This is a genomic window from Kitasatospora sp. NPDC034023, from assembly GCF_055575795.1.
Map to the genome: position 1 here is coordinate 39,046 of NZ_JBVIRY010000042.1, position 26,446 is coordinate 65,491.

At 71.0% G+C, this 26,446-nt stretch carries 24 protein-coding genes and 1 rRNA gene; 8 read left to right on the top strand and 17 right to left on the bottom strand.

Going from position 1 to position 26,446, the window contains the following annotated elements:
• Positions 1-62: 62 nt before the first annotated feature.
• Positions 63-833: a response regulator transcription factor gene (locus tag ACZ52R_RS37245; protein ID WP_360506865.1), complete on the top strand. Its 771-nt coding sequence runs from the start codon at positions 63-65 to the stop codon at positions 831-833.
• The gene (locus ACZ52R_RS37250) at positions 830-2,314 is read left to right on the top strand and encodes a HAMP domain-containing sensor histidine kinase (RefSeq protein ID WP_465625513.1); all 1,485 of its coding nucleotides are present in this window, start codon (positions 830-832) and stop codon (positions 2,312-2,314) included. The genes ACZ52R_RS37245 and ACZ52R_RS37250 overlap by 4 nt, the downstream gene beginning before the upstream one ends.
• Positions 2,315-2,408: 94 nt before the next feature.
• Here ACZ52R_RS37250 and ACZ52R_RS37255 read toward each other — a convergent pair whose 3' ends face one another.
• The 6 genes from ACZ52R_RS37255 to ACZ52R_RS37280 form a co-directional block, all read right to left on the bottom strand.
• Positions 2,409-4,208, bottom strand: a complete 1,800-nt coding sequence (locus ACZ52R_RS37255) for a bifunctional metallophosphatase/5'-nucleotidase (protein WP_465625512.1) — start codon at positions 4,206-4,208, stop codon at positions 2,409-2,411.
• Positions 4,209-4,392: 184 nt separating this feature from the next.
• Positions 4,393-5,742 carry an ATP-binding protein gene (locus ACZ52R_RS37260; protein ID WP_360506873.1) on the bottom strand — a complete coding sequence of 450 codons (1,350 nt, stop codon included), beginning with the start codon at positions 5,740-5,742 and terminating at the stop codon, positions 4,393-4,395.
• Positions 5,743-5,846: 104 nt separating this feature from the next.
• Entirely contained in the window at positions 5,847-7,421 is a 1,575-nt protein-coding gene (locus tag ACZ52R_RS37265; protein WP_360506876.1) for an SCO6880 family protein, read from the bottom strand.
• A gap of 7 nt (positions 7,422-7,428) precedes the next feature.
• Positions 7,429-8,646 (bottom strand): hypothetical protein, encoded by a 1,218-nt coding sequence (locus ACZ52R_RS37270; RefSeq protein WP_465755008.1) that lies wholly within the window; start codon positions 8,644-8,646, stop codon positions 7,429-7,431.
• Positions 8,647-8,716: 70 nt separating this feature from the next.
• On the bottom strand, positions 8,717-9,532 hold the full coding sequence (locus ACZ52R_RS37275) for a DUF8175 domain-containg protein (RefSeq protein WP_360506881.1): 816 nt from the start codon (positions 9,530-9,532) through the stop codon (positions 8,717-8,719).
• Positions 9,533-9,700: 168 nt separating this feature from the next.
• Positions 9,701-10,051 carry a hypothetical protein gene (locus ACZ52R_RS37280; RefSeq protein WP_360506884.1) on the bottom strand — a complete coding sequence of 117 codons (351 nt, stop codon included), beginning with the start codon at positions 10,049-10,051 and terminating at the stop codon, positions 9,701-9,703.
• Between the two features lie 248 nt (positions 10,052-10,299).
• On the opposite strand from ACZ52R_RS37280, the gene ACZ52R_RS37285 reads away from it, so the two are divergent.
• Together ACZ52R_RS37285 and ACZ52R_RS37290 are read left to right on the top strand one after the other, a co-directional pair.
• Positions 10,300-11,388, top strand: a complete 1,089-nt coding sequence (locus ACZ52R_RS37285) for a C40 family peptidase (RefSeq protein ID WP_360506887.1) — start codon at positions 10,300-10,302, stop codon at positions 11,386-11,388.
• Between the two features lie 186 nt (positions 11,389-11,574).
• A complete protein-coding gene (locus ACZ52R_RS37290) occupies positions 11,575-12,297 on the top strand; it encodes a phosphatase PAP2 family protein (RefSeq protein ID WP_465625504.1) in 723 nt (240 codons plus the stop codon).
• Positions 12,298-12,389: 92 nt separating this feature from the next.
• On the opposite strand, the gene ACZ52R_RS37295 is transcribed toward ACZ52R_RS37290, so the two are convergent.
• Positions 12,390-12,578: a hypothetical protein gene (locus tag ACZ52R_RS37295; RefSeq protein WP_360506892.1), complete on the bottom strand. Its 189-nt coding sequence runs from the start codon at positions 12,576-12,578 to the stop codon at positions 12,390-12,392.
• A 161-nt stretch (positions 12,579-12,739) separates the two neighbouring features.
• On the opposite strand from ACZ52R_RS37295, the gene ACZ52R_RS37300 reads away from it, so the two are divergent.
• Positions 12,740-13,639, top strand: a complete 900-nt coding sequence (locus tag ACZ52R_RS37300) for an SCO4651 family lipoprotein (protein ID WP_360506895.1) — start codon at positions 12,740-12,742, stop codon at positions 13,637-13,639.
• A 209-nt stretch (positions 13,640-13,848) separates the two neighbouring features.
• Positions 13,849-14,049, top strand: coding sequence for a hypothetical protein (locus ACZ52R_RS37305; RefSeq protein ID WP_360506897.1), 201 nt, complete (start codon positions 13,849-13,851; stop codon positions 14,047-14,049).
• A gap of 34 nt (positions 14,050-14,083) precedes the next feature.
• Here ACZ52R_RS37305 and ACZ52R_RS37310 read toward each other — a convergent pair whose 3' ends face one another.
• The gene (locus ACZ52R_RS37310) at positions 14,084-14,473 is read right to left on the bottom strand and encodes a metal-sensitive transcriptional regulator (RefSeq protein ID WP_360506899.1); all 390 of its coding nucleotides are present in this window, start codon (positions 14,471-14,473) and stop codon (positions 14,084-14,086) included.
• A 361-nt stretch (positions 14,474-14,834) separates the two neighbouring features.
• On the opposite strand from ACZ52R_RS37310, the gene ACZ52R_RS37315 reads away from it, so the two are divergent.
• Together ACZ52R_RS37315 and ACZ52R_RS37320 are read left to right on the top strand one after the other, a co-directional pair.
• A complete protein-coding gene (locus tag ACZ52R_RS37315; protein WP_360506902.1) occupies positions 14,835-15,455 on the top strand; it encodes a DUF47 domain-containing protein in 621 nt (206 codons plus the stop codon).
• Between the two features lie 5 nt (positions 15,456-15,460).
• Positions 15,461-16,456: an inorganic phosphate transporter gene (locus ACZ52R_RS37320; RefSeq protein ID WP_465665082.1), complete on the top strand. Its 996-nt coding sequence runs from the start codon at positions 15,461-15,463 to the stop codon at positions 16,454-16,456.
• Between the two features lie 161 nt (positions 16,457-16,617).
• Here ACZ52R_RS37320 and pstB read toward each other — a convergent pair whose 3' ends face one another.
• From pstB to rrf, 9 genes are all read right to left on the bottom strand, one after another.
• Positions 16,618-17,394 (bottom strand): phosphate ABC transporter ATP-binding protein PstB, encoded by a 777-nt coding sequence (gene pstB, locus ACZ52R_RS37325; RefSeq protein WP_360506907.1) that lies wholly within the window; start codon positions 17,392-17,394, stop codon positions 16,618-16,620.
• 38 nt (positions 17,395-17,432) lie between these two features.
• Positions 17,433-18,503: a phosphate ABC transporter permease PstA gene (gene pstA, locus ACZ52R_RS37330; RefSeq protein ID WP_360506910.1), complete on the bottom strand. Its 1,071-nt coding sequence runs from the start codon at positions 18,501-18,503 to the stop codon at positions 17,433-17,435.
• The gene (pstC, locus tag ACZ52R_RS37335; protein ID WP_465625497.1) at positions 18,500-19,477 is read right to left on the bottom strand and encodes a phosphate ABC transporter permease subunit PstC; all 978 of its coding nucleotides are present in this window, start codon (positions 19,475-19,477) and stop codon (positions 18,500-18,502) included. Before pstC ends, pstA begins: the two co-directional genes overlap by 4 nt.
• A 149-nt stretch (positions 19,478-19,626) precedes the next feature.
• Complete coding sequence (gene pstS / locus ACZ52R_RS37340; RefSeq protein ID WP_465755009.1) at positions 19,627-20,760, bottom strand: phosphate ABC transporter substrate-binding protein PstS; 1,134 nt, start codon at positions 20,758-20,760, stop codon at positions 19,627-19,629.
• A 227-nt stretch (positions 20,761-20,987) separates the two neighbouring features.
• A complete protein-coding gene (locus ACZ52R_RS37345) occupies positions 20,988-21,482 on the bottom strand; it encodes an NUDIX hydrolase (RefSeq protein WP_360506918.1) in 495 nt (164 codons plus the stop codon).
• Between the two features lie 31 nt (positions 21,483-21,513).
• Complete coding sequence (locus ACZ52R_RS37350) at positions 21,514-22,599, bottom strand: CHAD domain-containing protein (RefSeq protein WP_465625492.1); 1,086 nt, start codon at positions 22,597-22,599, stop codon at positions 21,514-21,516.
• 120 nt (positions 22,600-22,719) lie between these two features.
• Positions 22,720-24,921, bottom strand: coding sequence for an RNA degradosome polyphosphate kinase (locus ACZ52R_RS37355; protein ID WP_465625538.1), 2,202 nt, complete (start codon positions 24,919-24,921; stop codon positions 22,720-22,722).
• A 353-nt stretch (positions 24,922-25,274) separates the two neighbouring features.
• Positions 25,275-26,285: a mycothiol synthase gene (gene mshD, locus ACZ52R_RS37360; protein WP_465755010.1), complete on the bottom strand. Its 1,011-nt coding sequence runs from the start codon at positions 26,283-26,285 to the stop codon at positions 25,275-25,277.
• Between the two features lie 80 nt (positions 26,286-26,365).
• Positions 26,366-26,446 (bottom strand): 5S ribosomal RNA (rrf, locus tag ACZ52R_RS37365); the annotation flags it as partial.

Below are 26,446 nucleotides of genomic sequence, written 5' to 3' on the forward strand. Positions count from 1 at the left end.
ATCCCTACGACGGACAATTGGCCCCAGCAGGCCCTCCACCCGACGAGAAAGGGCACCCGCCCATGACCCCGTCCGCCGACGACCGCACCCCCGCCGAGCCCGGCCACCCCGCCGCCCGGCTCCTCGTGGTCGACGACGAACCCGCCCTCCGGGACGCCCTGGAGAGCAGCCTCGCCTTCGAGGGCTACGAGGTCGCCACCGCCACCGACGGCTACGAAGCCCTGGAATCCGTCGAACGCGACCGGCCCGACCTCGTCCTGCTGGACATCATGATGCCCCGAATGGACGGCCTCACCGCCGTCCGCCGGATGCGCTCACGCGGCGACACCGTCCCGGTGCTCATGCTCACCGCCCGCGACGCCGTCGGCGACCGCGTCACCGGCCTCGACGTCGGGGCCGACGACTACCTCGCCAAGCCCTTCGAACTCGACGAACTGCTCGCCCGCGTCCGCGCCCTGCTGCGCCGCAACGCCCTCGCCGCCGAGGCCGCCGCCCGCGCCGCCGCCGAGGACGACAGCGAGGTGCTCACCTTCGCCGACCTGCGCATGAACACCGCCACCCGCGAGGTCACCCGGGCCGGCAAGCCGATCGAACTCACCCGCACCGAGTTCATGCTGCTGGAGATGTTCCTCTCCCACCCCCGACAGGTCCTCACCCGCGAACAGATCCTCAAAGCGGTCTGGGGCTTCGACTTCGAGCCCTCCTCCAACTCCCTGGACGTCTACGTGATGTACCTGCGCCGCAAGACCGAGCAAGGCGGCATGCCCCGCCTGATCCAGACCGTGCGCGGCGTCGGCTACGCCCTGCGCCCGGCAACCGGCGCCGGCGCGTGACAACCGTTCCGCCCCCGCCCCTGGCGCCGCCCCGCACCCCCGGCCGCCGGCGCCGCCTCGTCCACTGGCTCCGCTCCCGCTCCCTCCGCAGCCGCCTCACCTTCCTGAGCGCGGCGGCGGTCGCGGTGGCCATCGCGCTGTCGGCCCTGGCGTGCTGGTTCATCGTGGAGAAGCAGCTGTACAACCAGGTCCGGACGGACCTGGTGAACGCGCCCCTGCCCCCTAGAGTGACGCTCAACATCCCGTGCCCGGCTACCCCGGAAGACGCTCTTGCCGCAGCTTCCAGCAGTCCGGAAGCAAACGGCCCCATTTCCAGGGACACCCAGTACGTGCTGAGCAACCCGCCCCAGGTCTGCCTACCAGCCAATGCCACCCGGGCCATCGACCTCAAGCCCGGTGACGCTTCGGCGCTCCACCTCAAGCCCGGCCAGTCGATCATCAGAGAGGGGCAGTACACCAACGGTGACCCGGCACTCGTCCGGCTTTCGACCGCACGCAGTGCCAACTTCGGGCCGGTCCTGGTCATGGTCGCCGCGCCCACCCAGCCCGTCGAGGACTCCCTTCAGGGCCTCGGCATCCTCCTCGGCTCCGTCTCCGTCGGCGGCATCCTCCTCGCCGCCCTCGCCGGCCGTCTGGTCGCCCGTTCCGCCCTCAAGCCGGTCGACCAACTCACCGACGCCGTCGAGCACATCGCCCGGACCGAGGAGGTCGGCACCACCATCCCGGTGCACGGGGACGACGAGATCGCCCGCCTCTCCACCTCGTTCAACTCCATGAGCACCGCCCTCGCCAACTCCCGCGAGCGGCAGACCCGGCTGATCGCCGACGCCGGACACGAGCTCCGTACGCCGCTCACGTCCCTGCGCACCAATGTCGACCTGCTGATCCGCAGCAACGACACCGGCCGGCCGCTGCCCCCCGCCACCAAGACCAAACTGCTCGGCAACATGAAGGCGCAGATGCAGGAGCTGACCGTCCTGATCGGCGATCTGCTGCAGCTCTCCCGCCCCGACTCCCCGAAGGCGGGCCCGAACCTCACCGTCGTCGCCGTGCACGAGATCGCCGGGCGGGCCATCGAGCGGGCGAAGCTGCGCGGCCCGGGGCTGGTCTTCGAGACGAGTGCCGAGCCCTGGTACGTGCACGCCGACGCGGCCGGGCTGGAGCGGGCGGTGATCAACCTGCTGGACAACGCGGTCAAGTACAGCCCGCCGGGCGGGACCATCGACGTCCGGCTCCAGCGGGGCGTGCTGACCGTCCGCGACCACGGCCCGGGCATCCCGGCCGATGAGCTCCAGTACGTCTTCGACCGGTTCTGGCGCTCGCCGTCCTCGCGTCAGCTGCCGGGCTCGGGCCTCGGGTTGTCGATCGTCGCGCAGAGCGTCCGGGAGGCGGGCGGCGAGGTCACGCTCGGTCCGGCCACGGACGGCGGTCCGGGCGCGCTGGCCACGGTCCGTCTGCCGGGCGGGCCCGTCCCGGAATAGCGCCCCGGAGTGACGGGGCGGAAAACAGGACGGGCGGGGCGCCCCGACAGCGCCCCGCCCGTCCCCGGGGCACAGGGCCCCAGCCGGCTCACGGTCAGTCGATGTCGCTGCCCGGGCCGATGACCTTGATCCGGTCCTGCGCCGGGGCCTGCAGCGGCGCGCTCGCCGAGCTGTGGGCGCCCAGGTAGGCGGTGAAGACGTCCAGGTCGGAGGCGCCGACGAGCTTGTCGGTGCCGGCCGCGAAGGCCGGGAAGCCGTCGCCGCCGCCGGCCAGGAACTCGTTGGCCGCGACGCGGTACTTGGCGGCCGGGTCGACCGGCGCGCCGTTCAGCCGGATCGAGTCCACGAGCACCCGGTCCGCGCCGGTCTTGCGCATGTCCAGGGTGTAGTTGAGGTTCTTCGACCCCTGGAGGATCTTGGGCGCGGCGACGTTGAGGCCGCTGACCTGCTGCTGGAGCAGCTGGATCAGCTGGGCGCCGGTCAGGGTCTTGACCTGCATCATGTTGGTGAACGGCTGGACGGTGAACGCCTCGCCGTAGGTCACCACGCCGTCGCCCTCGCCGCCCGAGGCCTTGTAGACCAGGTCGGAGCGGATACCGCCCGGGTTCATGAAGGCGACCTGCGCGCCGCCCTTGTCGGCCGGGGCCAGTCCGGCCAGCTGCGCGTCGGCGATCACGTCACCGAGCGGCTTCTCCAGGTCGCTGCTGCCGCGGCCGTTGACGTCCGCGGAGATGTAGCCGACCGGGCGGTTGGCGATCGGGGCGGCCAGCTTCTGGTAGTGGTCGACCAGCGCCGTCATGTCGGGCGCCTTCTCGACCGTGCGGCGCACCACGTGGTTCTCGGCCTTGACCGAGGGCCGCACGATCTCGCCGGTGGTCTTGTCCAGCTTCATGTCGATCTCGGTGAAGAGCCGGCCGAAGGAGGCGGCACTGGTCACCGAGCGCGGAACGCCGTTGGGGTCGGGGATGCTGCAGGCGTACGCGTTGTGGGTGTGGCCGGTGACGATGGCGCCGACCGCGGGGTCGATCTTCTTCGCGATGTCGACGATCGGGCCGGAGATGCCCTGCCCGGCCGCGCCGCAGTCGTAGTTGTAGACGCTGCTGGCCGGGTAGCCGCCCTCGTGGATCAGCGCGACGATCGAGTTGACGCCCTTGGCCTTGAGCTCGGCGGCGTACTTGTTGATCGTGGTGACCTCGTTGGCGAACTTCAGGCCCTTGACGCCCTCGGCGGTCACGATGTTCGGCGTGCCCTCCAGGGTGACGCCGATGAAGCCGACCTTCACGCCCTGGGACTTGGTGATCCAGTACGGGGCCAGCAGCGGCTTGCCGGTCTTCTCGTCGGTGACGTTCGCCGACAGGTAGTTGAAGTTGGCGCCCTTGAAGGTGCGGCCGGGCTCGTAGCAGCCGTCGGTCGGGTGGCAGCCGCCCTCCTGCATCCGCAGCAGTTCCTGCGCGCCCTCGTCGAACTCGTGGTTGCCCACGGAGGTGACGTCCAGGCCGAGCTTGTCCATCGCCTCGATGGTCGGCTCGTCGTGGAAGAGCGCCGAGGTGAGCGGGCTGGCGCCGACGATGTCGCCGGCCGCGACGGTGATCGAGTCATCGGCCGGGATCCGGGCCTTGCGCAGCTCGGTGGCCAGGTACTCGATGCCGCCGGCCGGGGTGGCGACCTCCTTGCCGGTGGCCGGGTCGATCTCCTTGATCGTGCCGGACGAGCCGGCCGGGGGCTCCAGGTTGCCGTGGAAGTCGTTGATCGCCAGCAGCTGGAGGTTGACGGTCTTGTGACGCTTGGCGTTGGCGTCGGCGGCCTGGGCGGCCGTCGGCACGACCACTGTGCCGAGCAGACCTGCGGCGGCGACGACGGCGAGCGCCGTCCGTCGGGATCTGACGGTGAGCATGAGGGGTTCCCCTGCACCTCGGAGGAGCACCGGCTGTGGACAGCATCGGCGTACGGGCATGTGTTGCGCCTGTGAAGCCTAGGGTCAACGCGCGTAGCTGTCAGGACATCGAACGTAACGAGAGGATTACCTCCTGACGAACCATCGCCGTCCGCCGCGCGCGGAGGCCGCGGAGATGCCGCCGTCAGACCCCCGGCTCGGAGGCCAACTGGCGCTCTGCGCGGACCCGTTCGGCCACCGCGTCCTCGGTCATCGCGCGGTCGGTGTACACCAGCGGCCGCTCGGCCTCGGTGATGATGTGTTTGACCACCTGGACGTTGCCGTTGACGTCCCAGACCGCGATGCCCGGCGAAAGTGTGGGGATGATCTCCACCGCCCACCGCGGCAGGCCCAGCACCCGGCCGGTGGCCCGCGCCTCCTCGGCCTTCTGCATGTAGATCGTCCGGGTCGAGGCCATCTTCAGGATCGCCGACGCCTCCTTGGCCGCCGCGCCGTCCACCACGTCCGACAGGTGGTGCACCACCGCGACGAAGGACAGCCCGAGCCGACGGCCGAACTTCAGCAGCCGCTGGAACAGCTGGGCCACGAACGGGCTGTTGATGATGTGCCAGGCCTCCTCGACCAGGAAGATGCGCTTCTTCCGGTCCGGCCGGATCCAGGTGTGCTCCAGCCACACCCCGACGATCGCCATCAGGATCGGCATCGCGATCGAGTTGCGGTCGATGTGCGAGAGGTCGAAGACGATCAGCGGCGCGTCCAGGTCGATGCCCTCGGTGGTCGACCCGTCGAACATGCCGCGCAGGTCGCCGTCGACCAGCCGGTCCAGCACCAGCGCCACGTCCAGGCCCCAGGACTGCACCTCGTCCACCCCCACGCCCAGCGACTCCACCGAGGACAGGTCGGGGTTGCGCAGGGTGTCGATGATGTCGTCCAGCACCGGCTGTCGACCCGTCACCGACGCCACCACGTGGGCGTGCGCGGCCTTCAGCGCGAAGCCCGCCCGCTCCTCCAGCCCGCGCCCCATCGCCACCTCGACGATGGTGCGCAACAGCGACAGCTGACCGGTCTGGGTGATCGCCGGGTCCAGCGGGTTGAGCTTCACCCCGCCGTCCCGGGCGGCCATCGGGTCCAGCCGGACCGGCTTTATGCCCAGGGCGTTCGCGATCAGGTTCCACTCGCCGACGCCGTCCTCGCCCTGCGCGTCCAGCACCACGACCTGGCGGTCACGGAACCTCAACTGCCGCAGCACGTAGGTCTTCTCCAGCGCCGACTTGCCGTTGCCGGACTCGCCGAGCACCAGCCAGTGCGGGGCCGGCAGCTGCTGCCCGTACAGCTGGAAGGGGTCGTACACGTACCCCTTGCCGCTGTACACCTCGCGGCCGATGATCACGCCCGAGTCGCCCAGCCCGGGCGCGGCGGTGGGCAGGTAGACCGCCTGCGCCTGGCCGGTGGAGGTGCGCACCGGCAGGCGGGTGGTCTCCACCTTGCCGAACATCAGGCTGGTGAAGGCGTCGGTGAGGTTGCCGAGCGCCATGGGCGGCCTCCTGATGGGTCAGCGGTGGACGGGTGCGGACGTACGGGCGAGCGGCTGTGCGGCGTGCGGGTGTGCGGCGTGCGGGTGTGCGGCGTGCGGCATGCTCAGCGGCGGATGCCGGTGGCGAACGGAAGGGTGTTGACGAAGGCCCGGTGGTGCTCGCGGTCGCACCACTCCAGCTTGAGGTAGCTCTTGCCGGCCGAGGCCCGGATGGTCCGCTTGTCACGGGCCAGCGCGTCGGGGTTGCGCGAGGAGACCGTGATGTAGCCGACCAGGTTCACCCCGGCCGCACCGGAGGCCAGGTCGTCGCCGCGCTGGTCCACCCGGCCGGTGTGGGCCAGGTCGCGCGGGTCGACCGTCCGGTTCATCTTGGCGGCGCGGCTGGCCTCCGCCTCGTCGTTGGTCTTCTCGGTCAGCATCCGCTCGATCGCGACGTCCGTGGGCTCCAGGTCCATCGTCACCGCGACCGTCCGGATCACGTCCGGGGTGTGCACCAGCAACGGCGCCAGGAAGTTGACGCCCACCGGGGTGAGCGGCCACTCCTTGATCCACGCGGTGGCGTGGCACCACGGCTCCCGGGTCGCCGACTCGCGGGTCTTCGCCTGCAGGTACTGCGGGTGGGTCGCGTCCAGCTCGGCCGGCCAGGCGTTGCGCCGGGACATCGCCTGGATGTGGTCGATCGGGTGGTCCGGGTCGTACATCGAGTGCAGCAGCGAGGAGAGCCGGGCCTGGCCCAACGGCTGGCGCACCCGGATGTCCGCCTCGGCCAGCCGGGCGCAGATGTCGGTCAGCTCGCGCGCCATCACGGCCGCCAGCCCCTCGTCGTCCCGGGCCCGCCGACCGGTCGCCGTACGGCCCATCGCGTGCGCCTCGGCGGCCAGGTCACGGGTGTAGTGCATGCAGGCCACCAGGTACGCCCGGTGCTGCTCGGACGACGTCGACACCATCGACTGCAGCTGGTCGTACGACTCCTGCAGCCAGCGCGGCGCGTCGTGGTCGCCGCGCCGCTCGACGTCCTTGGCGTGCGCGTCCGGGTCGGCCGGCAGGGTCCGGGCCAGGATCTGCAGCCGGGTCACGAAGCCGTCCCCGTTGGCGACGTGCTTCAGCAGCGTCCCGAACCGGTCGACCAGGGCCTCCTGGTCCTCCGAGTCGCGCAGCCCGACACCCGGGCCCTCGATCTCGATCGCGGCCGTCACCGTCCGCCGCTCCAGGTGCATCAGCACCCCGACCTCGTCCGGCCCGAACGGCGCGGTCAGCCAGCGCAACCGCCCCACTCCGGGCGGCGGGCCGACCTCCACCTCCCGGCCGTCCAGCCGGGTACCCGCGTCCATCACGTCCGAGCGCCACACCGCCCGCCCGCTGCGGACCGTCCGGCGGTAGGTGCGGTTGATCTCCACCCACTTGTAGAACGTCCGCCTGCGGTACGGCACGTACACCGCCGCGATGGCGAGCAGCGGCAGACCGATCAGACCGCCGATCCGCAACGGCAGAATCGGCATCAGCAGGCCCCAGAGCATCCCGAGGAAGGCCCCGAAGATGATCAGTATGATCTCGCCGGACTCCCGGTTCCGGCCGATCGGCGCGTTCGGGCGGGCCTTGCCGATCAGGTAGGTGCGGCGCTGGTGCACGTACGGCTGGGCGTACTGGGCGCCGTACTGGCCGAGCGGTTCGCTGCTCACTTACCCGTCACCCTCCCTTCGCTGGATTGCTGTCGCGGATCGGAACCGGGGTGGCCTGCGGCGGCCCGGCCTGCGGCGGCGGGGCCGGCGTCCGGCCGGCGTGGGCGGCGATGCCCGGCGCGACCGAGCCGCCGCCCGCACCACCACCGCCACCACTCCCGCCGCCCGCCTGCCCACCGCGGTCGCCGTGAGTGCTGATGCCCTGCTTCATCAGGTTCGCCGTACCGTTGATCATCGCCGAACCCGCCTGCACCGCGTTGGCCCTGGCCTGACGCATGTTCAGGATCTCGTCACCGAAGCCCGGCACGAAACGGTAGATCGCGGCGCTGGCGAAGATCGACAGGAACAGGATCGCCAGCCCCGACAACACCCGGGCGAAGTCGTCACTGGCCCCGGCTCCGGTCGCCACCGCGCCCGCCAGCCCCAGGATGATCACGATGATCGGCTTCGCCAGGTCCACCGCCAACATCACCCCGGCCCACCGGCGCACGTGCTTCCACAGCTGCTTGTCCACCAGACCCGCGTACACCGCCGTCCCCAGCAGCGCACCCACGTACAGCATCGCCGCCCGGATCAGCAGCTCGATCCAGAGCATCGCCGCCGCCAGCACCGCGACCAGCGACACGAGGACCAGGATCAGCGGACCACCGCCGACGTTCCCCTTCTCCAAGGTGTCCGCGAACCCGCCCAGGTACGACCCGGTATCCGTCTTCGTCCCGACCGCGACCGCCTTGGTCAGCCCGTCCGTCACGCTCACCACGGTGTACAGGATCAACGGCGTGAACGCGGACGCCACCACGGTCAGCCACAGGAAGCCGATCGCCTCCGAGAACGCCGTCGTCAGCGGCGCCCCCCGCACCGCCCGCTTCGTCACCGCCAGCAACCACAGCACCAACGTGATCACCGTCGACACCGCGAACACCACGGCGTACTGCTGCAGGAACGACGCATTCGTGAAGTCCACCTGCGTCGTCCCGTCAATCGCCCCCGACAGGTTCCGCACCACCCACGCCGCCGCCTGCGCACAACTCTTCGCCAACGACCCCAGCGGATCGGTCACACTCCCGACGGTGGCACCGCCGGGAATCGAGCCGCCGCCCTTGTCAACGCAGAGGATGCCGTTTCCGGAGATCGGCAGGTCAGGGCAGTTGGCGTTGGGGGTCCCACTCGGCACCGGTGTCGGCGACGGGTCGGCGAACACCCTCTGGGCGGCCAGCAGCGCCATCAGCTGCAGGGTGGCCAGCGCACCTGCCAGCGTGCCTGCGCGGCGTGCGGTGGATCGGTGCGAGGTGTGGTCAACGGGCATAGCGGAACCCCCCGAACTGCTGGACGGCGCCGGTGATCTCCTCGGCGGTTGCGGCCTGCTGGTCTCCGGGCATCGGCGCGGGGCCCTGCCGGCTGGTGAAGTCGGTGAGCTTCCAGTCGCCGCCCGTCCAGTGCAGCGAGAGTGTGAGGGTGAACCAGTTCGTGGTCACCGGCTGGACGGAGCGCTCGCCGGCGAGGCCGGTGAGGCCGGTCGACCACACCTCGACCTTGGCGTCGCTGTCGGTGTAGCCCGTCGACTTGGTGCCGACCGGGACGGTGCGGCTGACGAAGGTGAGGCCCTTGGGGGCGCGGCCTTGGGAGTCGAGGCCGTAGCGTGCGACGGTGTCGCCGCCGAACCCCTGGTCCAGCCGGCTCTGCAGTGTCGCCGCCGCGGCCGGGTCGGCGATGGTGGTGATGATGGTGTGGCGGCTGTCGGTGCGGAACATGTCCGCGGAGCCGATCGCCACCGCGTAGTTGGCGGCGGCGGACTGGGCGCCTTGGTCGCTGTGCGGGAAGCCGGAGGCGATGCCGTTGACGGTGGTGCCGACGGGCTGGTCGCCGCTGGGGGCGGGGCCGGCGCCGGCGGGGGCGCTGGGGGCGGCGTGGTCGGCGGAGCCGCCGCTGCCGCCGGGGGTGGGTTTGCCGCGGTTGGCGATGGCGATGGCGACGACGAGCAGGGTGACCACGACGAGGACGGTCAGCAGGGTGCGTAGCGGCCGTGACTGACGCAGGCTCGGCTGCGGGGAGGGCTGTTCGCCGACCGGTAGCCGCGTACGGGTGTGCGGCTGGTCGTCGGACAACGGCACGGCGGCCCTCCTGGTGCTGGGAGCCGGGGGCGGCTCCGGGGGCCCTCCACCCGGGGGCGGGCGCGGACGGAGGGTGGGAACGGGGGTGAACTCCTGGCAGGCCGACCGCTGGAGTGGGTCCGGACGGGGACCCGACCTCGGACGGGCCGGACTACTGCTGTCCGATCGTCAGATCGCCATGCCGTAGACAATGGTGAACAGAGTTCCGAGTGATCCGATGATGAACACGCCGGTCAGTCCGGCGACGATCAGTCCCTTGCCCTGTTCGGCTCCGAAGCTGTCCCGCATCGCGGTCGCGCCGATCCGCTGTTTGGCGGCGCCCCAGACGGCGAGGCCGAGGCAGAGGAGGATGGCGACGGCCATGATGACCTCGACCATCACCCGGGCCTCCGACCCGAGGGTCGCGAACGGGCCCCAGTCCGGGGCGATCCCGCCGATGATGGTGTCGATATTCGGCTTCTTGGGAGGGTCATCGGCCAGGTGGCCGACCGCATAGGTGTGCACGCTGCTCAGGTTCATTTCCATCTCACCGCCCGATCAGGCAAATTCAAGGGCCCGGACCCCGCCCGCGCGAAGGGTCGGTGCCTATTCTTGGCCAGATCTGATGTCGACTTGGCTACTTCTCGCGGATTGGTCGTGAGGCATCGGACACGTACGCGAGGATGTCCACCGTACGAAGGATAGCGCTCACTCCCTGTATCTCTGATGATTGCGGTGAGCAATGCCTTCCGGGACACTTCGACTGACGAATCGTCGGGATGGTGCTGATGGTACTCCGGAAGGCCGGGACGGCCGCCGTCACTGCGGGAGTTGTTGCGTTCGGGTTCATCGGGCTGGTGACGATGGGGACTTATGCGGCGAGTGGGACGCCGCAGCAGTCGGTGAATCGCTCCGCCCTCTCGCCCGGAACGGTCCCCGCGGCCTACCAGGAGGCGATCCAGAAGTGGGGCGCGCTGTGCGCGGAGATCTCTCCGCCGATGCTCGCGGCGCAGCTGTACCAGGAAAGCGGATTCGACCCCAGGGCCCGTTCCGGTGTCGGGGCGCAGGGAATGGCGCAGTTCATGCCGGGCACCTGGGCGACGTACGGAACGGACGCGAACGGTGACGGCCGGAAGGACGTCTGGGATCCGTACGACGCGATCGCGTCGGCGGCGGTCTACGACTGCGCGCTCGCCAAGGACGTCTCGGGCGTCCCGGGCGACGCGCAGGCCAACATGCTGGCCGCCTACAACGCCGGTCCGTACGCGGTGACGAGCAACAGGGGCATCCCGCCGTACAAGGAGACCCAGGGCTACGTGCGGAGCATCCAGGCGATGGCCCGCAGCTTCACCGCGCCGACCGCGCCGTTGGAGGTGTCCGCGCAGTCGGCGGCGGCGATCTACTTCGCGCAGACCAAGCTCGGCACCCCGTACCTGTGGGGCGGTGAGGGCCTGCCCTCGCAGAACGGGCGCTTCGACTGCTCGGGCCTGACCCAGGCCGCGTACGCCAGTGTGGGCATCACCCTGCCCCGGGTGGCCAACGACCAGTGGTACGCCGGCCCGCACCCGTCGCGGGATCAGTTGCGGCCGGGCGACCTGGTGTTCTTCGCGACGGACCTGGGCGATCCGCGGAGCATCCACCACGTGGGGATCTACGTCGGCGGCGGGTACATGATCAACGCGCCGCACACCGGTGCGGTGATCCGCTACGACAAGATCGACACCAAGGAGTACATCGGCGCGACCCGGGTGACCTCGGACGGCGCCCAGGCGCTGCCGAGCCGGAACAACGACGGCTCGGTCAACGCCCCGAGCCGGCCCGCGGCGGCGGCCCCGCCCGCGCCGGCCGGGCCGACCCCAGCGGGGGCGGGCCGGTAGCGGGCCGGGGCACCCGGGGCGTGTGTGCGCCGTGTGGACGCTGAGTCAAGTTTCCATAACTGCGCGTTTCCGTGGAACGCTGTGGCCCCGAAATGACGTTTGTTCCGGTGGCCCCTCGTCAGCATTCCGCGCCGGGCGGGCTCCGGCGGGAACGTACAGGTGTAGCGGACCAGAAGGAGGTACGGCGTGTCGACGCCGCTTGCCGACACGACCAACCCCGACCTCGGCCTGCTCTACGCCGTCAACGGCCTGGCCAAACGCTCCCCGCAGTGGCTGGACCACCTGGTCTCGTGGATCGGCGAGTACGGCATCCTGATCGGCCTGGGCATGCTCGGTCTGGTGGCCTGGTTGCAGGCCAGGCGCCGCCCGGACGCGCCGGTGGCGATCGCCGGGCTGCTCTGGGTGCCGCTGTCGGTCGCGATCGCCGAGCTGGCGAACCTGCCGATCGCCGCGATCGTGAACCGTCCGCGCCCGTTCGTCGACCATCCCGGGCTGCTGGTGCTGGTGGACGGCAAGGCCGGCACGCACTCCTTCGTCAGCGACCACTCGACCATGACGATGGGCGTCGCGGTGGCGCTGTTCCTGGTGAACCGGAGGCTCGGCTGGATCGCCGGCGGGCTGGCCCTGTTGCAGGGCTTCTGCCGGATGTTCATGGGCGTCCACTACCCGACCGACGTGATCGGCGGCTTCGCGCTCGCCGTCGCCGTGGTGCTGCTGCTGGCGCCGATCGCGATGGCGGTGCTGGTCCCGTTCTGCCACGCGCTGAGCCGGACGGCCGTCGCCCCGCTGATCCGGGCGCCGGAGCGTGCCGGAGCGGCCCGTGGCGGGGCCGGTCCGCGCAGCCGTCGGCGCGGGCGCGGGGCGGTGCGGGCCGAGGAGCAGCCCCCGGAGTCCGACCTCGCGGCCTGAGCGGGCTGAGCGGCCTGGGCGGCCTGACGGGTCGGAGCGGCCCGAGCGGTCGCAGACGCCCGAGTCGCCACAGGAGCAGCCCGGCCGCGCGGTCAGTCCGGTGCGACGCCGCTCTCGGCGAGGTGGTCGGCCCCCTCGCGGCGGGCCAGGTCGCGGGAGCGGCGGGCCGAGGAGTACCAGCCGCAGCTGCAGGTCGCGAAGGCGAAGGAGCCGCGCTCGCTGATCGCGAGGCGGTGCTCGGGCATCCGGGTGCCGGGCGCGGCCGGCAGCTCACTGTGCACGTGGTTCACCGTAACGCGCCGGACGCCCGATGCGCGACGCCCTCCGGACGGCGGGCACCCGTAACCCTTCGGCTCCCAACTCGTTTGCCCGGAAAGAGCTCTGCCCACCCGGTGGTACCGGCGGGGCAGTCGGGCCCGAGGGGGTTGTCGCGAGGATGAAGATGACCGACCAGCAGCGCACCGGGCGGCCAGCGCGCCGTCCGGGTCCGCACCTGCGCTCGGCGGCCGGGGCCGCCCTGCTCGCCGCCGCACTGGCGGCGGGCGCCGCCGGCTGCTCGGGCGGCTCCGGCGGCGGCTCCTCCGACCAGCAGTCGAACGCCCCCGACCAGCTCGCCGCGGACCCGCTGACGGCGGTGCGCAACGCCGCCGACATCACCGGCCGCACCGGCTCCGCGCACACCGCCACCGAGCTGGTCACCGAGTCCGCCGAGAAGAAGGCCTCGTTCAGCGGCACGGGCGGCTACGACTACGTGAAGCGGATCGGCCGGCTGGAGGTCCAGGTGCCGCCGGGCGCCGCGACCACCGGGAAGATCGTCGAGGTGGTCCTGCCCGGGACCGTGTACCTGCAGAACAGCGGCGCCAAGGTGCCCGAGGGCAAGTGGGTCAAGCTGGACGTGCGTCAGCTGCCGGACGGCAACCTGGTCAGCAGCGGCGCGACCGACCCGGCCTCGGCCGCGGGGGCGCTGCGCGGGGCGCAGAAGGCGGAGGCGGTCGGCACCGAGACCGTCGGCGGGGTCGCGCTGCACCACTACCGCGGCGCCCTGGACCTGTCCAAGGCGGCCGACGCGACCGGTGGCCGGGGCGGGGACGGCCTGCGGATGGGCGCGCAGACCTTCACCGTCAAGGAGGTCCCGTTCGACGCCTGGCTGGACGACCAGGGCCGGCTGCACAAGGTGGTCGAGGTGTTCACCTTCGCCGGGGTGGCGGGCTCGAAGGAGCCCAAGGACCAGGTGAAGGTGACCTCGACGACCGCGCTGTCGGACTTCGGCAAGGCGGTCGAGGCGGCCGAGCCGTCGGCCTCGGACATCTACCAGATGAAGCCCACGGAGAGCCCCAAGTAGGCCGCGGCGGCGCTCCGGCGCCGGGGCGAGACGGGGTGCCGCCGAAATGGGGTGCCGCCGGGGCGTGTGGCCGTCCGGGGAGCGGCGGCCACCCGTTTCGGCGGCGCCGAGATGGCCCGTCCGTGCCATGTGGACGGGCCGCGGAGTGCCTAGGCTGGACGTCGGGTGGCTGCCGCCCGGGCTGGCGAGGCACTGAAGGGGTGGTGCAGGTGGTGTCGTCCACGGGCGGCCGCAGTGGCGGCCACGACGACGCGGCCCTCGACGAGATCGACCTGGCCGGCGAGCTGATGATCGCCGCGACGGCCAGCTCCGGCGACCGGTTGCCGACCGAGCGGATCGACGAGGTGCTGCTCGACCGGACCGATCCGGGGCCGGCCGACCGCGAGGCCGACCGGGAGACCGACGGCTAGCGGGACGGTCCGCGCCGTCCGGGGCGCCGGGGGCTCAGCTGCGCAGCAGACGGCTGATCGCGGCGGTGGCCTCCGCCACCTTGGCGTCCAGCTCGGCGCCGCCCTCCTCGGCGGCCGCGGCGACGCAGTGCCGCAGGTGTTCCTCCAGCAGGGAGAGTGCGAAGGACTGCAGCGCCTTGGTGCTGGCGGAGACCTGGGTGAGCACGTCGATGCAGTAGACGTCCTCGCCGACCATGCGCTGGAGGCCGCGGACCTGGCCCTCGATCCGGCGGAGCCGCTTGAGGTGGGCGTCCTTCTGGGCGCTGTAGCCGTGCGGTCCGTGTCCGCCCTGGTGTCCTGCGGCGGCCGCGGGTGCGGCGTGGCCGGCGTCCGGGTCGGTCCCGTCCGCGTGATCCGGCTCGGTACGCGCTTGCGTCGTGGTCATCGGCCCCGCCTTCGTCTGAGTGCCTGGTGGCTGCGTCGGCCACCAGTGTCCAACACCGGGGCCTGTCGTGGTGTTCCGGCGGCCGAGGCGGCATGTGCCGGAGCGTCCGGGCGGGGCCGTCCGGTGCTTCACCCGTCTGAGCGGCGCCCCGGGTCCTCGGCATGCACGACGGGGACAATCCGGGCGAGGTTCCGTCAGACTGGGGGCCCGCGTCCGCAGGTGGTGGTGCGGTCCGGGTCAGCCGGTGCGGCAGCCGAACGGAAGGGGAGGATCCGGCTCCACCCTCGACACCCCGTTTGCGTGATTGCGCTTGGTTGCACCTAGCATCGTTCAGTCCCTACCCCGCACATCGGAGATTTCCGTGCGTTTTAGCCTGACCCCGAAGGAGACGAGCTTCTACGACATGTTCACCGTCGCGGCGGAGAACCTCGTCGTCGGATCGAAGCTCCTGCTGGAGCTGCTGGGATCAGACGTGTCGGCCCGTGCGGAGATCGTCGAGCGCATGCGCGCCGCCGAGCACGCCGGGGACGACACCACCCATGCCGTCTTCCACCAGCTGAACTCGTCCTTCATCACGCCCTTCGACCGCGAGGACATCTACAGCCTCGCCTCGTCGCTGGACGACATCATGGACTTCATGGAGGAGGCCGTCGACCTGGTCGTCCTCTACGACATCCAGACCCTGCCGAAGGGGATCGAGCAGCAGATCGAGGTGCTGGCACGGGCCGCCGAGCTCACCGCAGAGGCGATGCCGAACCTGCGGAGCATGTCGAACCTCACCGAGTACTGGATCGAGGTCAACCGGCTCGAGAACCAGGCCGACCAGATCCACCGCAAGCTGCTCGCCCACCTGTTCTCCGGTCAGTACGACGCCATCGAGGTGCTCAAGCTCAAGCAGGTCGTGGACGTCCTTGAGGAGGCGGCGGACGCGTTCGAGCACGTCGCCAACACGGTGGAGACCATCGCCGTCAAGGAGTCCTGACCCTCGTGGACATGGCTGCACTCATCGTCGTCATCGGTGTCGCGTTCTTCTTCACCTACACCAACGGCTTCCACGACTCGGCGAACGCGATCGCCACCTCGGTCTCCACCCGGGCGCTCACCCCCCGGGCCGCGCTCGCGATGGCCGCCGTGATGAACCTGGCGGGCGCGTTCCTCGGCAGCGGCGTGGCGCACACCGTCTCCAAGGGGATCATCGAGACCCCCAGCGGCAACCAGGGGATGGCGATCCTGTTCGCCGCCCTGGTCGGCGCGATCGCCTGGAACCTGGTCACCTGGTACTTCGGCCTGCCGTCCTCCTCCTCGCACGCACTGTTCGGCGGCATGGTGGGCGCGGCGCTGGCCGGCGGGATCGGCGTGATCTGGAGCGGGGTGATCGACAAGATCGTCATCCCGATGGTCGTCTCGCCGGTGGTCGGCCTGGTCGGCGGCTTCCTGGTGATGCTGGCGATCCTGTGGATCTTCCGCCGGGCGAACCCGCACAAGGCCAAGCGCAACTTCCGGATCGCCCAGACCGCCTCGGCCGCCGCGATGGCCCTGGCGCACGGTCTGCAGGACGCCCAGAAGACCATGGGCATCGTGGTGATGGCCCTGGTCATCTCCGGCCGGCAGGACACCTATGCCATCCCGGTCTGGGTGAAGATCTCCTGCGCCGCCATGCTCTCGCTGGGCACCTACGCGGGCGGCTGGCGGATCATGCGGACGCTCGGCCGCAAGATCATCGAGCTGGACCCGCCGCAGGGCTTCGCGGCCGAGACCACCGCCTCGATCGTCATGTACATCAGCTCGTTCGTCTACAAGGCGCCGATCTCCACCACCCACGTGATCACCTCGGCGATCATGGGTGTGGGGGCCACCAAGCGGATCCGCGCGGTGCGCTGGGGCGTCGCGAAGAACATCGTGCTCGGCTGGTTCATCACGATGCCGGCGGCCGCCATCGTCGCAGCGCTGGTGTACTGGTTCGTCCACCTGTTCTGGGGCTGACCCACGGGAACGGCCCGGTGTGGCACCGGGACATGACAGGGCCCGCCCCCACATCTCGGGGGCGGGCCCTTCTTCATGTCCCGCGGCGGCACCGCCATGCAGCACCACGGGACAGCTCGTGTTCCGTCACTCGTCGCGGTGCCGCGGTGACGGGGTCCGGTTTAGCCGAAGCGGCCGGAGATGTAGTCCTCGGTCGCCTGGACCGACGGGTTGGAGAAGATCCGCTGGGTGTCGTCCAGCTCGATCAGCTTGCCCGGCTGGCCGACGCCGGCCAGGTTGAAGAAGGCGGTGCGGTCGCTGACGCGGGCCGCCTGCTGCATGTTGTGGGTCACGATGACGATGGTGAACTGCGACTTCAGCTCGCCGATCAGGTCCTCGATGGCGAGGGTGGAGATCGGGTCGAGCGCGGAGCAGGGCTCGTCCATCAGCAGGACCTGCGGCTCGACCGCGATGGCGCGGGCGATGCACAGGCGCTGCTGCTGACCGCCGGAGAGGCCGGCCCCCGGCTTGTTCAGCCGGGTGTGGACCTCCTTCCAGAGGTTGGCGCCCTTCAGCGAGCGCTCCACCACCTCGTCCAGGACGGCCTTCTTCTTCACGCCCGCGAGCCGGAGGCCGGCGATCACGTTGTCGTAGATCGACATGGTCGGGAAGGGGTTCGGGCGCTGGAAGACCATGCCGATCGAGCGGCGCACGGCGACCGGGTCGACGTTGGTGGCGTACAGGTTCTCGTCGTCCAGGAGGACCTTGCCCTCGACCCGGGCGCCGGGGATCACCTCGTGCATCCGGTTCAGGGTGCGCAGGAAGGTGGACTTGCCGCAGCCGGAGGGGCCGATGAAGGCGGTCACCGAGCGGGGTTCGATGCTCATCGAGATGTCCTCGATGGCCTTGGTGGTGCCGTAGTAGGCCGACAGTCCGCTGACGTCGATGCGCTTGGCCATGATCGTTGCTTCTCTCGTCTGTCTCGTACGTCTGTCGGTCAGTGGCCGGTCTTGGGCGAGCGCCAGCGGGCGATGCCCCGGGCGATGAGGTTGAGGCTCATCACGAAGGCGATCAGCACCAACGCCGCACCCCAGGCACGGGCGTAGCCGTACTGGTTGTTGACCTGGGAGTACTGCGTCCAGATGTACATCGGCAGTGACTGCTGCGGTCCGTCGAACGGGTTGTTGTTGATGTAGTCGGCGCCGAAGACCAGCATCATCACCGGGGCGGTCTCGCCCGTGATGCGGGCGACCGCGAGCATCACGCCGGTGGCGATGCCGCCGATCGCGGTGGGGAGGACGATCCGCAGGATGGTCTTCCACTTCGGCACGCCGAGCGCGTACGAGGCCTCGCGCAGCTCGTTCGGGACGAGCTTGAGCATCTCCTCGGTGGACCGGACCACGACCGGCATCATCAGGATCGCCAGCGCGAGGCTGCCCGAGAAGCCGGAGTAGCCGAAGCCCAGGGCGAGGTTCCAGAGCGAGAGGATGAACAGACCGGCGACGATCGACGGGATGCCCGTCATGACGTCGACGAAGAAGGTGACCGCCTTGGCGAGCTTGCCGCGGCCGTACTCGACCAGGTAGACGGCGGTCAGCAGACCGATCGGGGCGGCGATCGCGGTGGCCAGGGCGACCTGCTCCAGGGTGCCGATCAGCGCGTGGTAGATGCCGCCGCCGGGCCCGGACTGGAGCACGCCCTTCATCGAGTGGCTCAGGAAGAACCCGTCCACCACGCCGGCGCCCTGCTGGACGGTGTAGACCGTCAGGGCGACCAGCGGGACGACGGCCAGGATGAAGGCGACCCAGACCACCGAGGTGGCGAACCGGTCCTTGGCCTGTCGGCGGCCCTCGACCCGGGCCGCGAGGCCGTAGCTGGTCAGGAGGAACAGCAGGCCCGAGATCAGGCCCCACTGCAGGTGGCTGGCCAGGCCGGCGGCGGCGCCGATCCCGCAGCCGAGGGCGATCGAGCCGACCGCGACGGCGGCCGGGGCCCACTTGGGCAGCCGGTTGGCGGTCAGCGGACGGCCGACGGGCCGGGTGTCATCGACGATGGCGGTGACGGTCATGCGTTGGCCCCCGAGTACTCCTTGCGGCGGGCGATGATCAGTCGCGCGGCACCGTTCACCAGCAGGGTGATGACGAACAGGACGAGGCCGGAGGCCATCAGCGCGTTGCGCCCGTTGTCGCCGGCCTCGGCGAACTTCAGCGCGATGTTCTGCGCGAAGGTGCCGCCGCCCGCGTCGAGGATGTGCAGCGACAGGACGTTGTTGGAGGAGAGCACCACCGCGACCGCGATGGTCTCGCCGAGCGCGCGGCCGAGGCCGAGCATCGAGGCCGAGATGATGCCGGGGCGGCCGAACGGCAGCACCGCGGTGCGGACCATCTCCCATCGGGTCGCGCCGAGCGCGAGTGCCGCCTCCTCGTGCATCCGCGGCACCTGGCGGAACACCTCGCGGGAGACCGCGGTGATGATCGGCAGGACCATGATCGCCAGCAGGATGCCGACGGTGAACAGGTTGCGCGGGGTACCGGTCTTGGTCTGGTCGAAGATGTACGTCCAGCCCAGGTACTCGTCGAGCCAGCTGGTCAGACCGTCCATGTGCGGGACCAGGAAGAGCGCGCCCCAGAGGCCGTAGACGATGCTGGGGACGGCGGCGAGCAGGTCGACCAGGTAGGCGAACGGCTGGGCGATCCGGCGCGGCGCGTAGTGCGAGATGAACAGCGCGATCCCGATGGCCACCGGGACGGCGATCGCCATCGCGATGACGGCGCTCACGATGGTGCCGACGACCAGCACCGCGATGCCGAAGACCGGCTTCGGGGCGTCCGGCGCCCACTCGAAGGAGGTCAGGAAGTTGCCGTCGTTGTTGCTGAGGGCCAGGCCCGAGCGCCAGGCCAGGAAGCCCGCGATCGCGGCCATGATGACCAGCAGCAGGATGCCCGAACCCCGGGCGAGGTTCATGAAGATCTTGTCGCCGACCCGGCTGTCACGCGGTCGGCGTTCCCTGCCTCGCGGGGCGGCAGGGGAGGATGAAGTCATTGGTCTACTCCGGTCTGGTGGCGCCGCCCCGGAAGGGGGACGGCACCATGGCGGCGGTGCCCCGGACGTGGTGCTGGGTGTGGTGCGTTCCGGTGGAGCGGCCCCGGCCCCCCTCGCTCACGGGGCCGCCCCACCGGTGGTCTGTCGGGTCAGGCCAGGGTCGGGATGACGGCGTTGACCTTGCCGGTCAGCTCCTTGGGCAGCGGGACGTAGCCCTTCTCGCCGGCCGCCTTCTGACCCGCGTCACTGGCGGTGTAGGTCAGGAAGGACTTCAGGGTGTCGAGGGTGTCTGCCTTGTTGCCCTTGTCGCAGACGATCTCGTAGGTGACCAGGACCAGCGGGTACGAGCCCTCGTCCTTGGTCGCGTAGTCGAGCTTCAGCGCCAGGTCGCTGCCGGTACCGGCGATCTGGGCCTTGGCGAAGGTGTTGGCGGCGTTGGCGGCGGTGGCCTCGACCGGCTTGGAGGCGCCGGTGTTGATGGCGGCGCTCTTCAGGCTGTTGGTCTGGGCGTAGGCCAGCTCGACGTAGCTGATCGAGTTCTTGACCTGCTTCACCTGGGCCGCGACACCGGCGCTGCCGTTGGCCGACTGGCCGCCCTTGGCCGCCCAGGTCTTGCTGGACGGGTACGACCAGGCGCTGTTGCCGGCGGCGGCGAAGTACTTGGTCAGGTTGTCGGTGGTACCGGAGTCGTCCGAGCGGTGGAAGGACTGGATCTCCGCGTCCGGCAGCTTGGCGCCCGGGTTCAGGGCGGCGATCGCCGGGTCGTTCCACTTGGTGATCTGCGAGTCGAAGATCTTGGCGGCGGTCGGGCCGTCCAGGACCAGGTTGTCGACGCCGTCCACGTTGAAGACCAGCGAGATCAGACCGCCGGCCATCGGCAGGTCGATGCCCTGGCCGCCGGTGCAGACCGCCTTGGAGGCGTCGACCTCGGCCGGCTTCAGCGCCGAGTCGGAACCGGCGAACTGGACCTTGCCCTGGGTGAACTGCTGGATGCCCGCGCCCGAGCCCACGCCCTGGTAGTTGATGGTGGTGCCGGAGCAGGCGCCGCTGAAGTTGGTCTTCCACACGTCGATCGCCGTGCCCTGGGCGGTCGAACCGGCGGCGATCAGCGAACCGGGCTTGCCACAGGTGATCGCGGCACCGGCCGCGGCGGAGCCGCTGGAGCCGCCGGCCGTGGTCGAGTTGCCGTTGTCCGAGCCGCAGGCGGCGAGCGACAGCGAGCTGACGAGCGCCATGGCACCGATCGCGAGGGCCTTGGAGCGGCCGTTCCGCTGGAGCTTCACTGGGGATTCCCTTTCTGAGGCATTTCCCGCTGCGTGGTCCGTACGCGTACGGCGCGGCGCGGGTTCTGCTGTGGTCCGGGGCCCTTGCGGCCCTCCGGTGGTCCCGAAGTTAAGCCTGGGAAGTGACACGACAGCCGGTCGCAAGTGAACGGGGAGTGAACCTCGAAAGGATGGCAGGAAACTACGTCAGGTAGTAACGGTTGCGTCACGGCAAGGGCGCGGAGAGATCACTTCCACCGTTCCTCCACCGGCGGCACGCCGGTCGTCTTCAGCGGCCTCGCCCCCAGGATCGCCAGCAGCGCGTCGATCAGCAACCGGTCGTGGTCGTACGTGAGCCGGGCCCGGGCCTTCCCGGCCGGCAGCCACTCCATCCGGTCCACCTCGCGGTTGGGCCGGAAGGCGCCGCTCGACGGCACCGCCGCCCAGTACCGGACCTCCTTCGGACGGCCCTGCACCTGGTAGTGCTGGGCGGGCAGCTCCGGGCCGAGCAGGCACCGGAAGCCGGTCTCCTCCCAGACCTCGCGCAGCGCCGCGTCGACCATGCCCTCGCCGGGGTCGAGCTTGCCCTTCGGCAGGCTCCAGTCGTCGTACTTGGGCCGGTGGATCACCGCGACCCGCGGCCGCCCGAGCCGCCCGCTCTTCTTCAGCCGGCCCGGCAGCCACAGCACCGCGCCGGCCGCCAGGATCACCGGGCCGTGCCCCGCCCCGGTCGCGCTCTCCATCGCCTGCCCGGTTCTCCGGCGCCCGCCCAACTCAGACCGTCCTCGGTGCGACGGGCTGGCCCCAGCCCTCGGCCGGGAAGTCCAGCCAACCGTCCGGGCCGGGCGACAGCTCGGTCCACCGACGGCCGAACACGTACCGCGCCGACTCCACGTCCAGCCGCTGGTCGGCGTGGACCACGCCCAGCACGTACGCGGTCGCGGGGGTGATCCGCGGGGTGCGCGCGGCGGTGGCGGCGGTGACCGCGGCGTCCGCGGCCTCCTGCTGCCGGGCCAGCACCGCGTCCAGCTCGTCCAGCTCGGCGGACCGGCGGCCGCACACCTCCAGCGCGTACCGGGCGCGCTTCACCAGGATCCGCAGCCGGGCCCACGGCTGGTCGTCGGCCGCCAGCGCCGTGTCCGCGTCCATCGCGCCCCGGGCCGCCGGGACCGCGCCCAGCCGGCGCAGCCCATCCCCGCCGTACGGCGTCGCGGCCCGATGCAGCGGCAGCTGCTGGGCGGTCGCGGACAGCGCGGCGAACGCGGCGCCCGCCTGCGGCAGCAGCACCGCCGACGCCCGGCCGCCCGCCGACTCCAGCAGCGGCGCCTCGCCGACCAGCAGCGTCATGCGGTCCGCCAGCGCGTGCAGCCGGGCCGAGCGGAGCTCCTGGAGCGCCGTGGAGTGCGCCCGGGTCCTGGCCAGGGTCAGCTGCCGGTCCAGCAGCGCCCGCGCCTTGGGGGCGCCCGCGTGGCCGGCCAGCATGCCCGTCCCCTCCGGGTCACTGCCGCTCAGCGAGTCCAGCGCGCCCAGCAGCCGGGCCGAACGGCGGACGTAGCCGGGCTCGAGCGCCAGCAGGTTGAGCAGCCAGCGCAGCTCGGTGCGCGACTCCTGCGCCCAGGTCTGCTCGAAGACCGAGCCGAAGGTGTGCAGCAGCCCGCCGACCCGCCGGACGGCCCGCAGCAGATCCGCGGTACCCGCCGCCGGGACGACCGAGGCCGCCCCGGGTCTGGCGCCGACCTCGCCCACCGCCAGCGGCAGGGCGCGCAGGAAGGCGCCGGCCTGGGCGGTGAGGTGGCGGGAAAGGATGTCCCCGGCGGTCGCTGTGGAGGCCGCCTGGGCCGTCATCGGCGCGTCGGTCATGGCGTGGTAGATCCCCGTTCCTCCGGGCCGTTCCCCGGAGCTGGCGGCCGACCGCCGGAACAGTCGCCCTCGAGACTCTCGAGGGCCTGCTGCTCCGACGGTTTCGCATCAGTGGTCGCGTCAGCGCGAGGTGGCGGCCCGGCGGCGCTGGCGCGAGTCGATCAGGAGGTCCTGGACGTGCCGCAGCTGCCGGCCCTCGGCGTCCTGGGAGTGGCGGGTCCAGGCGCCGTCCTGCCCCAGGTGCCAGGACTCCGTCTCGTCCGACACCCCGAGGTCGATCAGCCCGGACAGCTCGGCGCGGTGCGCCGGATCGGTGATCCGCAGCAGCGCCTCGATCCGGCGGTCCAGGTTGCGGTGCATCATGTCGGCGCTGCCGATCCAGACCTCCGGATCGCCGTTGTTGCCGAACACGAAGACCCGGGAGTGCTCCAGGAAGCGGCCCAGGATGCTGCGGACCCGGATGTTCTCGCTCAGCCCCGGTACGCCCGGGCGGATCGCGCAGATCCCGCGCACCCAGACGTCCACCGGCACGCCCGCCTGCGAGGCCCGGTACAGCGCGTCGATCACGGCCTCGTCGACGATCGAGTTGACCTTGAGCTTCACGTACGCCGGGCGGCCCGCCCGGTGGTGGGCGATCTCGTTGTGGATCCGCGAGACCAGCCCGTCGCGCAGGCTCCGCGGGGCGGTCAGCAGGCGGCGGTAGGACTCGCGGCGCGAGTAGCCGGAGAGCCGGTTGAAGAGGTCCGAGAGGTCCGCGCCGACCTGCGGGTCGGTGGTGAGCAGGCCGAGGTCCTCGTACAGCCGGGCCGTCTTCGGGTGGTAGTTGCCGGTGCCCACGTGCGAGTAGCGCCGCAGGGTGTCGCCCTCCTGGCGGACCACCAGCGACAGCTTGCAGTGCGTCTTCAGCCCGACCAGGCCGTAGACCACGTGGCAGCCGGACTCCTCCAGCTTGCGGGCCCACTTGATGTTGGCCTGCTCGTCGAAGCGCGCCTTGATCTCGACCAGGACCAGCACCTGCTTGCCGGACTCGGCCGCGTCGATGAGCGCGTCCACGATCGGCGAGTCGCCGGACGTCCGGTACAGGGTCTGCTTGATCGCCAGGACGTCCGGGTCGGCGGCGGCCTGCTCCAGGAAGGCCTGCACCGAGGTGGAGAAGCTGTCGTACGGGTGGTGCAGCAGGACGTCGCGCTCGCGCATCGCGGCGAAGATGTCCGGCTGGGAGGCCGACTCGACGTCGGTCAGACCGCGGGCCGTGCCAGCCACGAACTTCGGGTACTTGAGCTCCGGGCGGTCCAGCTCGGCGATCCCGAACAGCCCGGTCAGGTCCAGCGGCCCGGGCAGCGGGAAGACCTCCGCCTCGGTGATGTTCAGCTCCCGCACCAGCAGGTCCAGGATGTAGGGGTCGATCGACTCCTCGACCTCCAGCCGGACCGGCGGGCCGAAGCGCCGCCGCATCAGCTCCTTCTCCAGGGCCTTGAGGATGTTCTCGGTGTCGTCCTCCTCCACCTCCAGGTCCTCGTTGCGCGTGACGCGGAAGGCGTGGTGGGCCAGCACCTCCATCCCCGGGAAGAGCTCCTCCAGATGGGCGCCCATCACGTCCTCCAGCGGGACGTACCGCTGGGGCGAGGCCTCCAGGAAGCGGGCCAGCGACTGCGGCACCTTCACCCGGGCGAAGTGCTTGTGCCCGGAGACCGGGTTGCGCACCACGACCGCCAGGTTGAGCGAGAGCCCCGATATGTACGGGAAGGGGTGCGCCGGGTCGACGGCCAGCGGGGTCAGAACCGGAAAGATCTTCTGCCGGAACAGCGAGTGGAGCCGGGCCTGCTCCTTCTCGGCCAGCTCCGACCAGCGGGCCACCTCGATGCCCTCGGTGGCGAGGTCCGGCAGCACCTCCTGCTGGAAGGCCGCGGCGTGCCGGGCCATCAGCTCGCGCGAACGGGTCCAGATCAGGTCCAGCACCTCGCGCGGCTGGAGGCCGGACGCGCTGCGCTGGGCCACGCCGGTGGCGATCCGGCGCTTGAGGCCGGCCACCCGGACCATGAAGAACTCGTCCAGGTTGCTGGCGAAGATCGCCAGGAACTTGGCCCGCTCCAACAGCGGGATCCCCGGGTCCTCGGCCAGCTCCAGGACGCGCTCGTTGAACGCGAGCCAGCTGCGCTCGCGGTCCAGGAAGCGGCCCTGCGGCAACGCTTCGAACTCCTGCTCGTCCGTGGCCGGCCGCTCCGGCGGGACACCCAGCGCACCGGACATCCGGGCCGTCGGCGACAGCGAGGCAGAGACGGGGCGGGGGATGCTCATGGGCTCCAGCTCCTCCAGCAGCAGGACGGCGTCCGGACACGAATGGCTCTGCGGGCCGTCGCCCTCGCCCCGGGCCGATCCCGGGGACAGCGCCCATCCGCCGGGCGCGGTCCGTACAGGACCGGCCGGTGCCTGGCGGTCGACTCTGCACGAGCGAGACACTACGGACTTCATCCTGTGATCTTCGCGGCAGCAACTGAATCCACGGTAAACACCGCATGGCCAGGAGGAAAGCTGAGTCGGTCGGGGCAAGGGCCGTGGCCGTCCCGGAATCTCGTCCGCGACCGCTCCGGGCCGGCTTCGCCGCCTCCCTCGCCGCCTCTGTCGCCGCCTCCGGGAGGCGGTCGAACCGTGGTGGGAACCGTGGTGGGAGAGGGTCAGGCCGGCCGGTTCTCCTGGTACCGGGCTCGGTACATGAGATCCACCTCGTGAATGGTGAATCCCAGTCGTTCATAGACCCGCACGGCGGCCGGATTGACGGCATCGACGTAGAGGAGGACGGTCTCCAGTCCGCGCTCGCCCGGGCCGGAACCGGTCAGGTGACGCAGACCCGCCGTGGTCAGCGCGCGGCCGAGGCCGCTGCCCTGCTCCGCCGGGTCCACGCCGACCACGTACACCTCGCCGAGCTCCGGCTCGGTGGCGCCGGCCGGGTGCACCTTGGTCCAGTGGAAGCCGACCGCCCTGCCCTCACGGGTGGCGAGGAAGAAGCCGGCCGGGTCGAACCAGGGCTCGGCGATCCGCTCCGCCAGGTCCTGCTCGGTCCAGGCGCCCTGCTCCGGGTGATGGGCGAAAGCCAGGGCATTCAGCCGCAGCCACTCCGCGTCGTCCTCCCCCGGGCGGAACGTGCGAAGCACGATGCCCTCGGGGACGGCCGCCTCCTCGGTCTGCCGACCGGTGCGGCGCATCTGCCGCAGCTCGCGGACCAGCTCGGCGCCGTACGACTCGGCCAGGTGCCGGGCCGCCGGGTGCCCGCCGTGCACCCAGAAGTCCACCGCGTCGTGCCCCGCCCGGTGGGCCTCCGCCAGTACGGCGTCCACCAGCGGACGGGCCAGACCGCGGCCGCGGGCGGCCGGGTCGACGACCAGCTCGGCGGCCGGGTTGGCGGTCGCGCCCTGCGGGATCTCAAGCTGGCCGTAGCCGAGGACGACTTCGGCTCCGGTTTCGGCTTCCGTCGCGGTCTCGGCTCGCGTCTCGGTTTCGGTTTCGGTTTCGACGAGGTGGATGACGCCCGGGCGCGGGATCTCGGCGGCACGCAGACGCAGTCGGCCCTGCTCGGACACAGCGGCCCGACCGTCCACCGCCTGGGCCTCCTCCAGCACACGGAGGGCGCCGTCACGCTGCCCGGGGTGGAGCACGTTGTCCGCAATGACCGCTGTCTGATCGTCCATGCACTGACGATACGTCGATACGCCCCCGGAAATGCGAAGAACCCCTGATCCAAGTGGATCAGGGGTTCTTCTGAATGATTGTTCGGCGGCGTCCTACTCTCCCACAGGGTCCCCCCTGCAGTACCATCGGCGCTGTAAGGCTTAGCTTCCGGGTTCGGAAT

What these genes read in the sequence shown, in the direction of transcription:
- pstC (WP_465625497.1), bottom strand. Translation starts at nt 19,477, where the DNA reads ATGACTTCATCCTCCCCTGCCGCCCCGCGAGGCAGGGAACGCCGACCG.
- ACZ52R_RS37255 (WP_465625512.1), bottom strand. Translation starts at nt 4,208, where the DNA reads ATGCTCACCGTCAGATCCCGACGGACGGCGCTCGCCGTCGTCGCCGCC.
- pstA (WP_360506910.1), bottom strand. Translation starts at nt 18,503, where the DNA reads ATGACCGTCACCGCCATCGTCGATGACACCCGGCCCGTCGGCCGTCCG.
- ACZ52R_RS37245 (WP_360506865.1), top strand. Translation starts at nt 63, where the DNA reads ATGACCCCGTCCGCCGACGACCGCACCCCCGCCGAGCCCGGCCACCCC.
- ACZ52R_RS37300 (WP_360506895.1), top strand. Translation starts at nt 12,740, where the DNA reads ATGACCGACCAGCAGCGCACCGGGCGGCCAGCGCGCCGTCCGGGTCCG.
- ACZ52R_RS37350 (WP_465625492.1), bottom strand. Translation starts at nt 22,599, where the DNA reads ATGACCGACGCGCCGATGACGGCCCAGGCGGCCTCCACAGCGACCGCC.
- mshD (WP_465755010.1), bottom strand. Translation starts at nt 26,285, where the DNA reads ATGGACGATCAGACAGCGGTCATTGCGGACAACGTGCTCCACCCCGGG.
- ACZ52R_RS37310 (WP_360506899.1), bottom strand. Translation starts at nt 14,473, where the DNA reads ATGACCACGACGCAAGCGCGTACCGAGCCGGATCACGCGGACGGGACC.
- ACZ52R_RS37260 (WP_360506873.1), bottom strand. Translation starts at nt 5,742, where the DNA reads ATGGCGCTCGGCAACCTCACCGACGCCTTCACCAGCCTGATGTTCGGC.
- ACZ52R_RS37270 (WP_465755008.1), bottom strand. Translation starts at nt 8,646, where the DNA reads ATGGCGCTGCTGGCCGCCCAGAGGGTGTTCGCCGACCCGTCGCCGACA.
- ACZ52R_RS37345 (WP_360506918.1), bottom strand. Translation starts at nt 21,482, where the DNA reads ATGGAGAGCGCGACCGGGGCGGGGCACGGCCCGGTGATCCTGGCGGCC.
- ACZ52R_RS37280 (WP_360506884.1), bottom strand. Translation starts at nt 10,051, where the DNA reads ATGAACCTGAGCAGCGTGCACACCTATGCGGTCGGCCACCTGGCCGAT.
- ACZ52R_RS37285 (WP_360506887.1), top strand. Translation starts at nt 10,300, where the DNA reads ATGGTACTCCGGAAGGCCGGGACGGCCGCCGTCACTGCGGGAGTTGTT.
- pstB (WP_360506907.1), bottom strand. Translation starts at nt 17,394, where the DNA reads ATGGCCAAGCGCATCGACGTCAGCGGACTGTCGGCCTACTACGGCACC.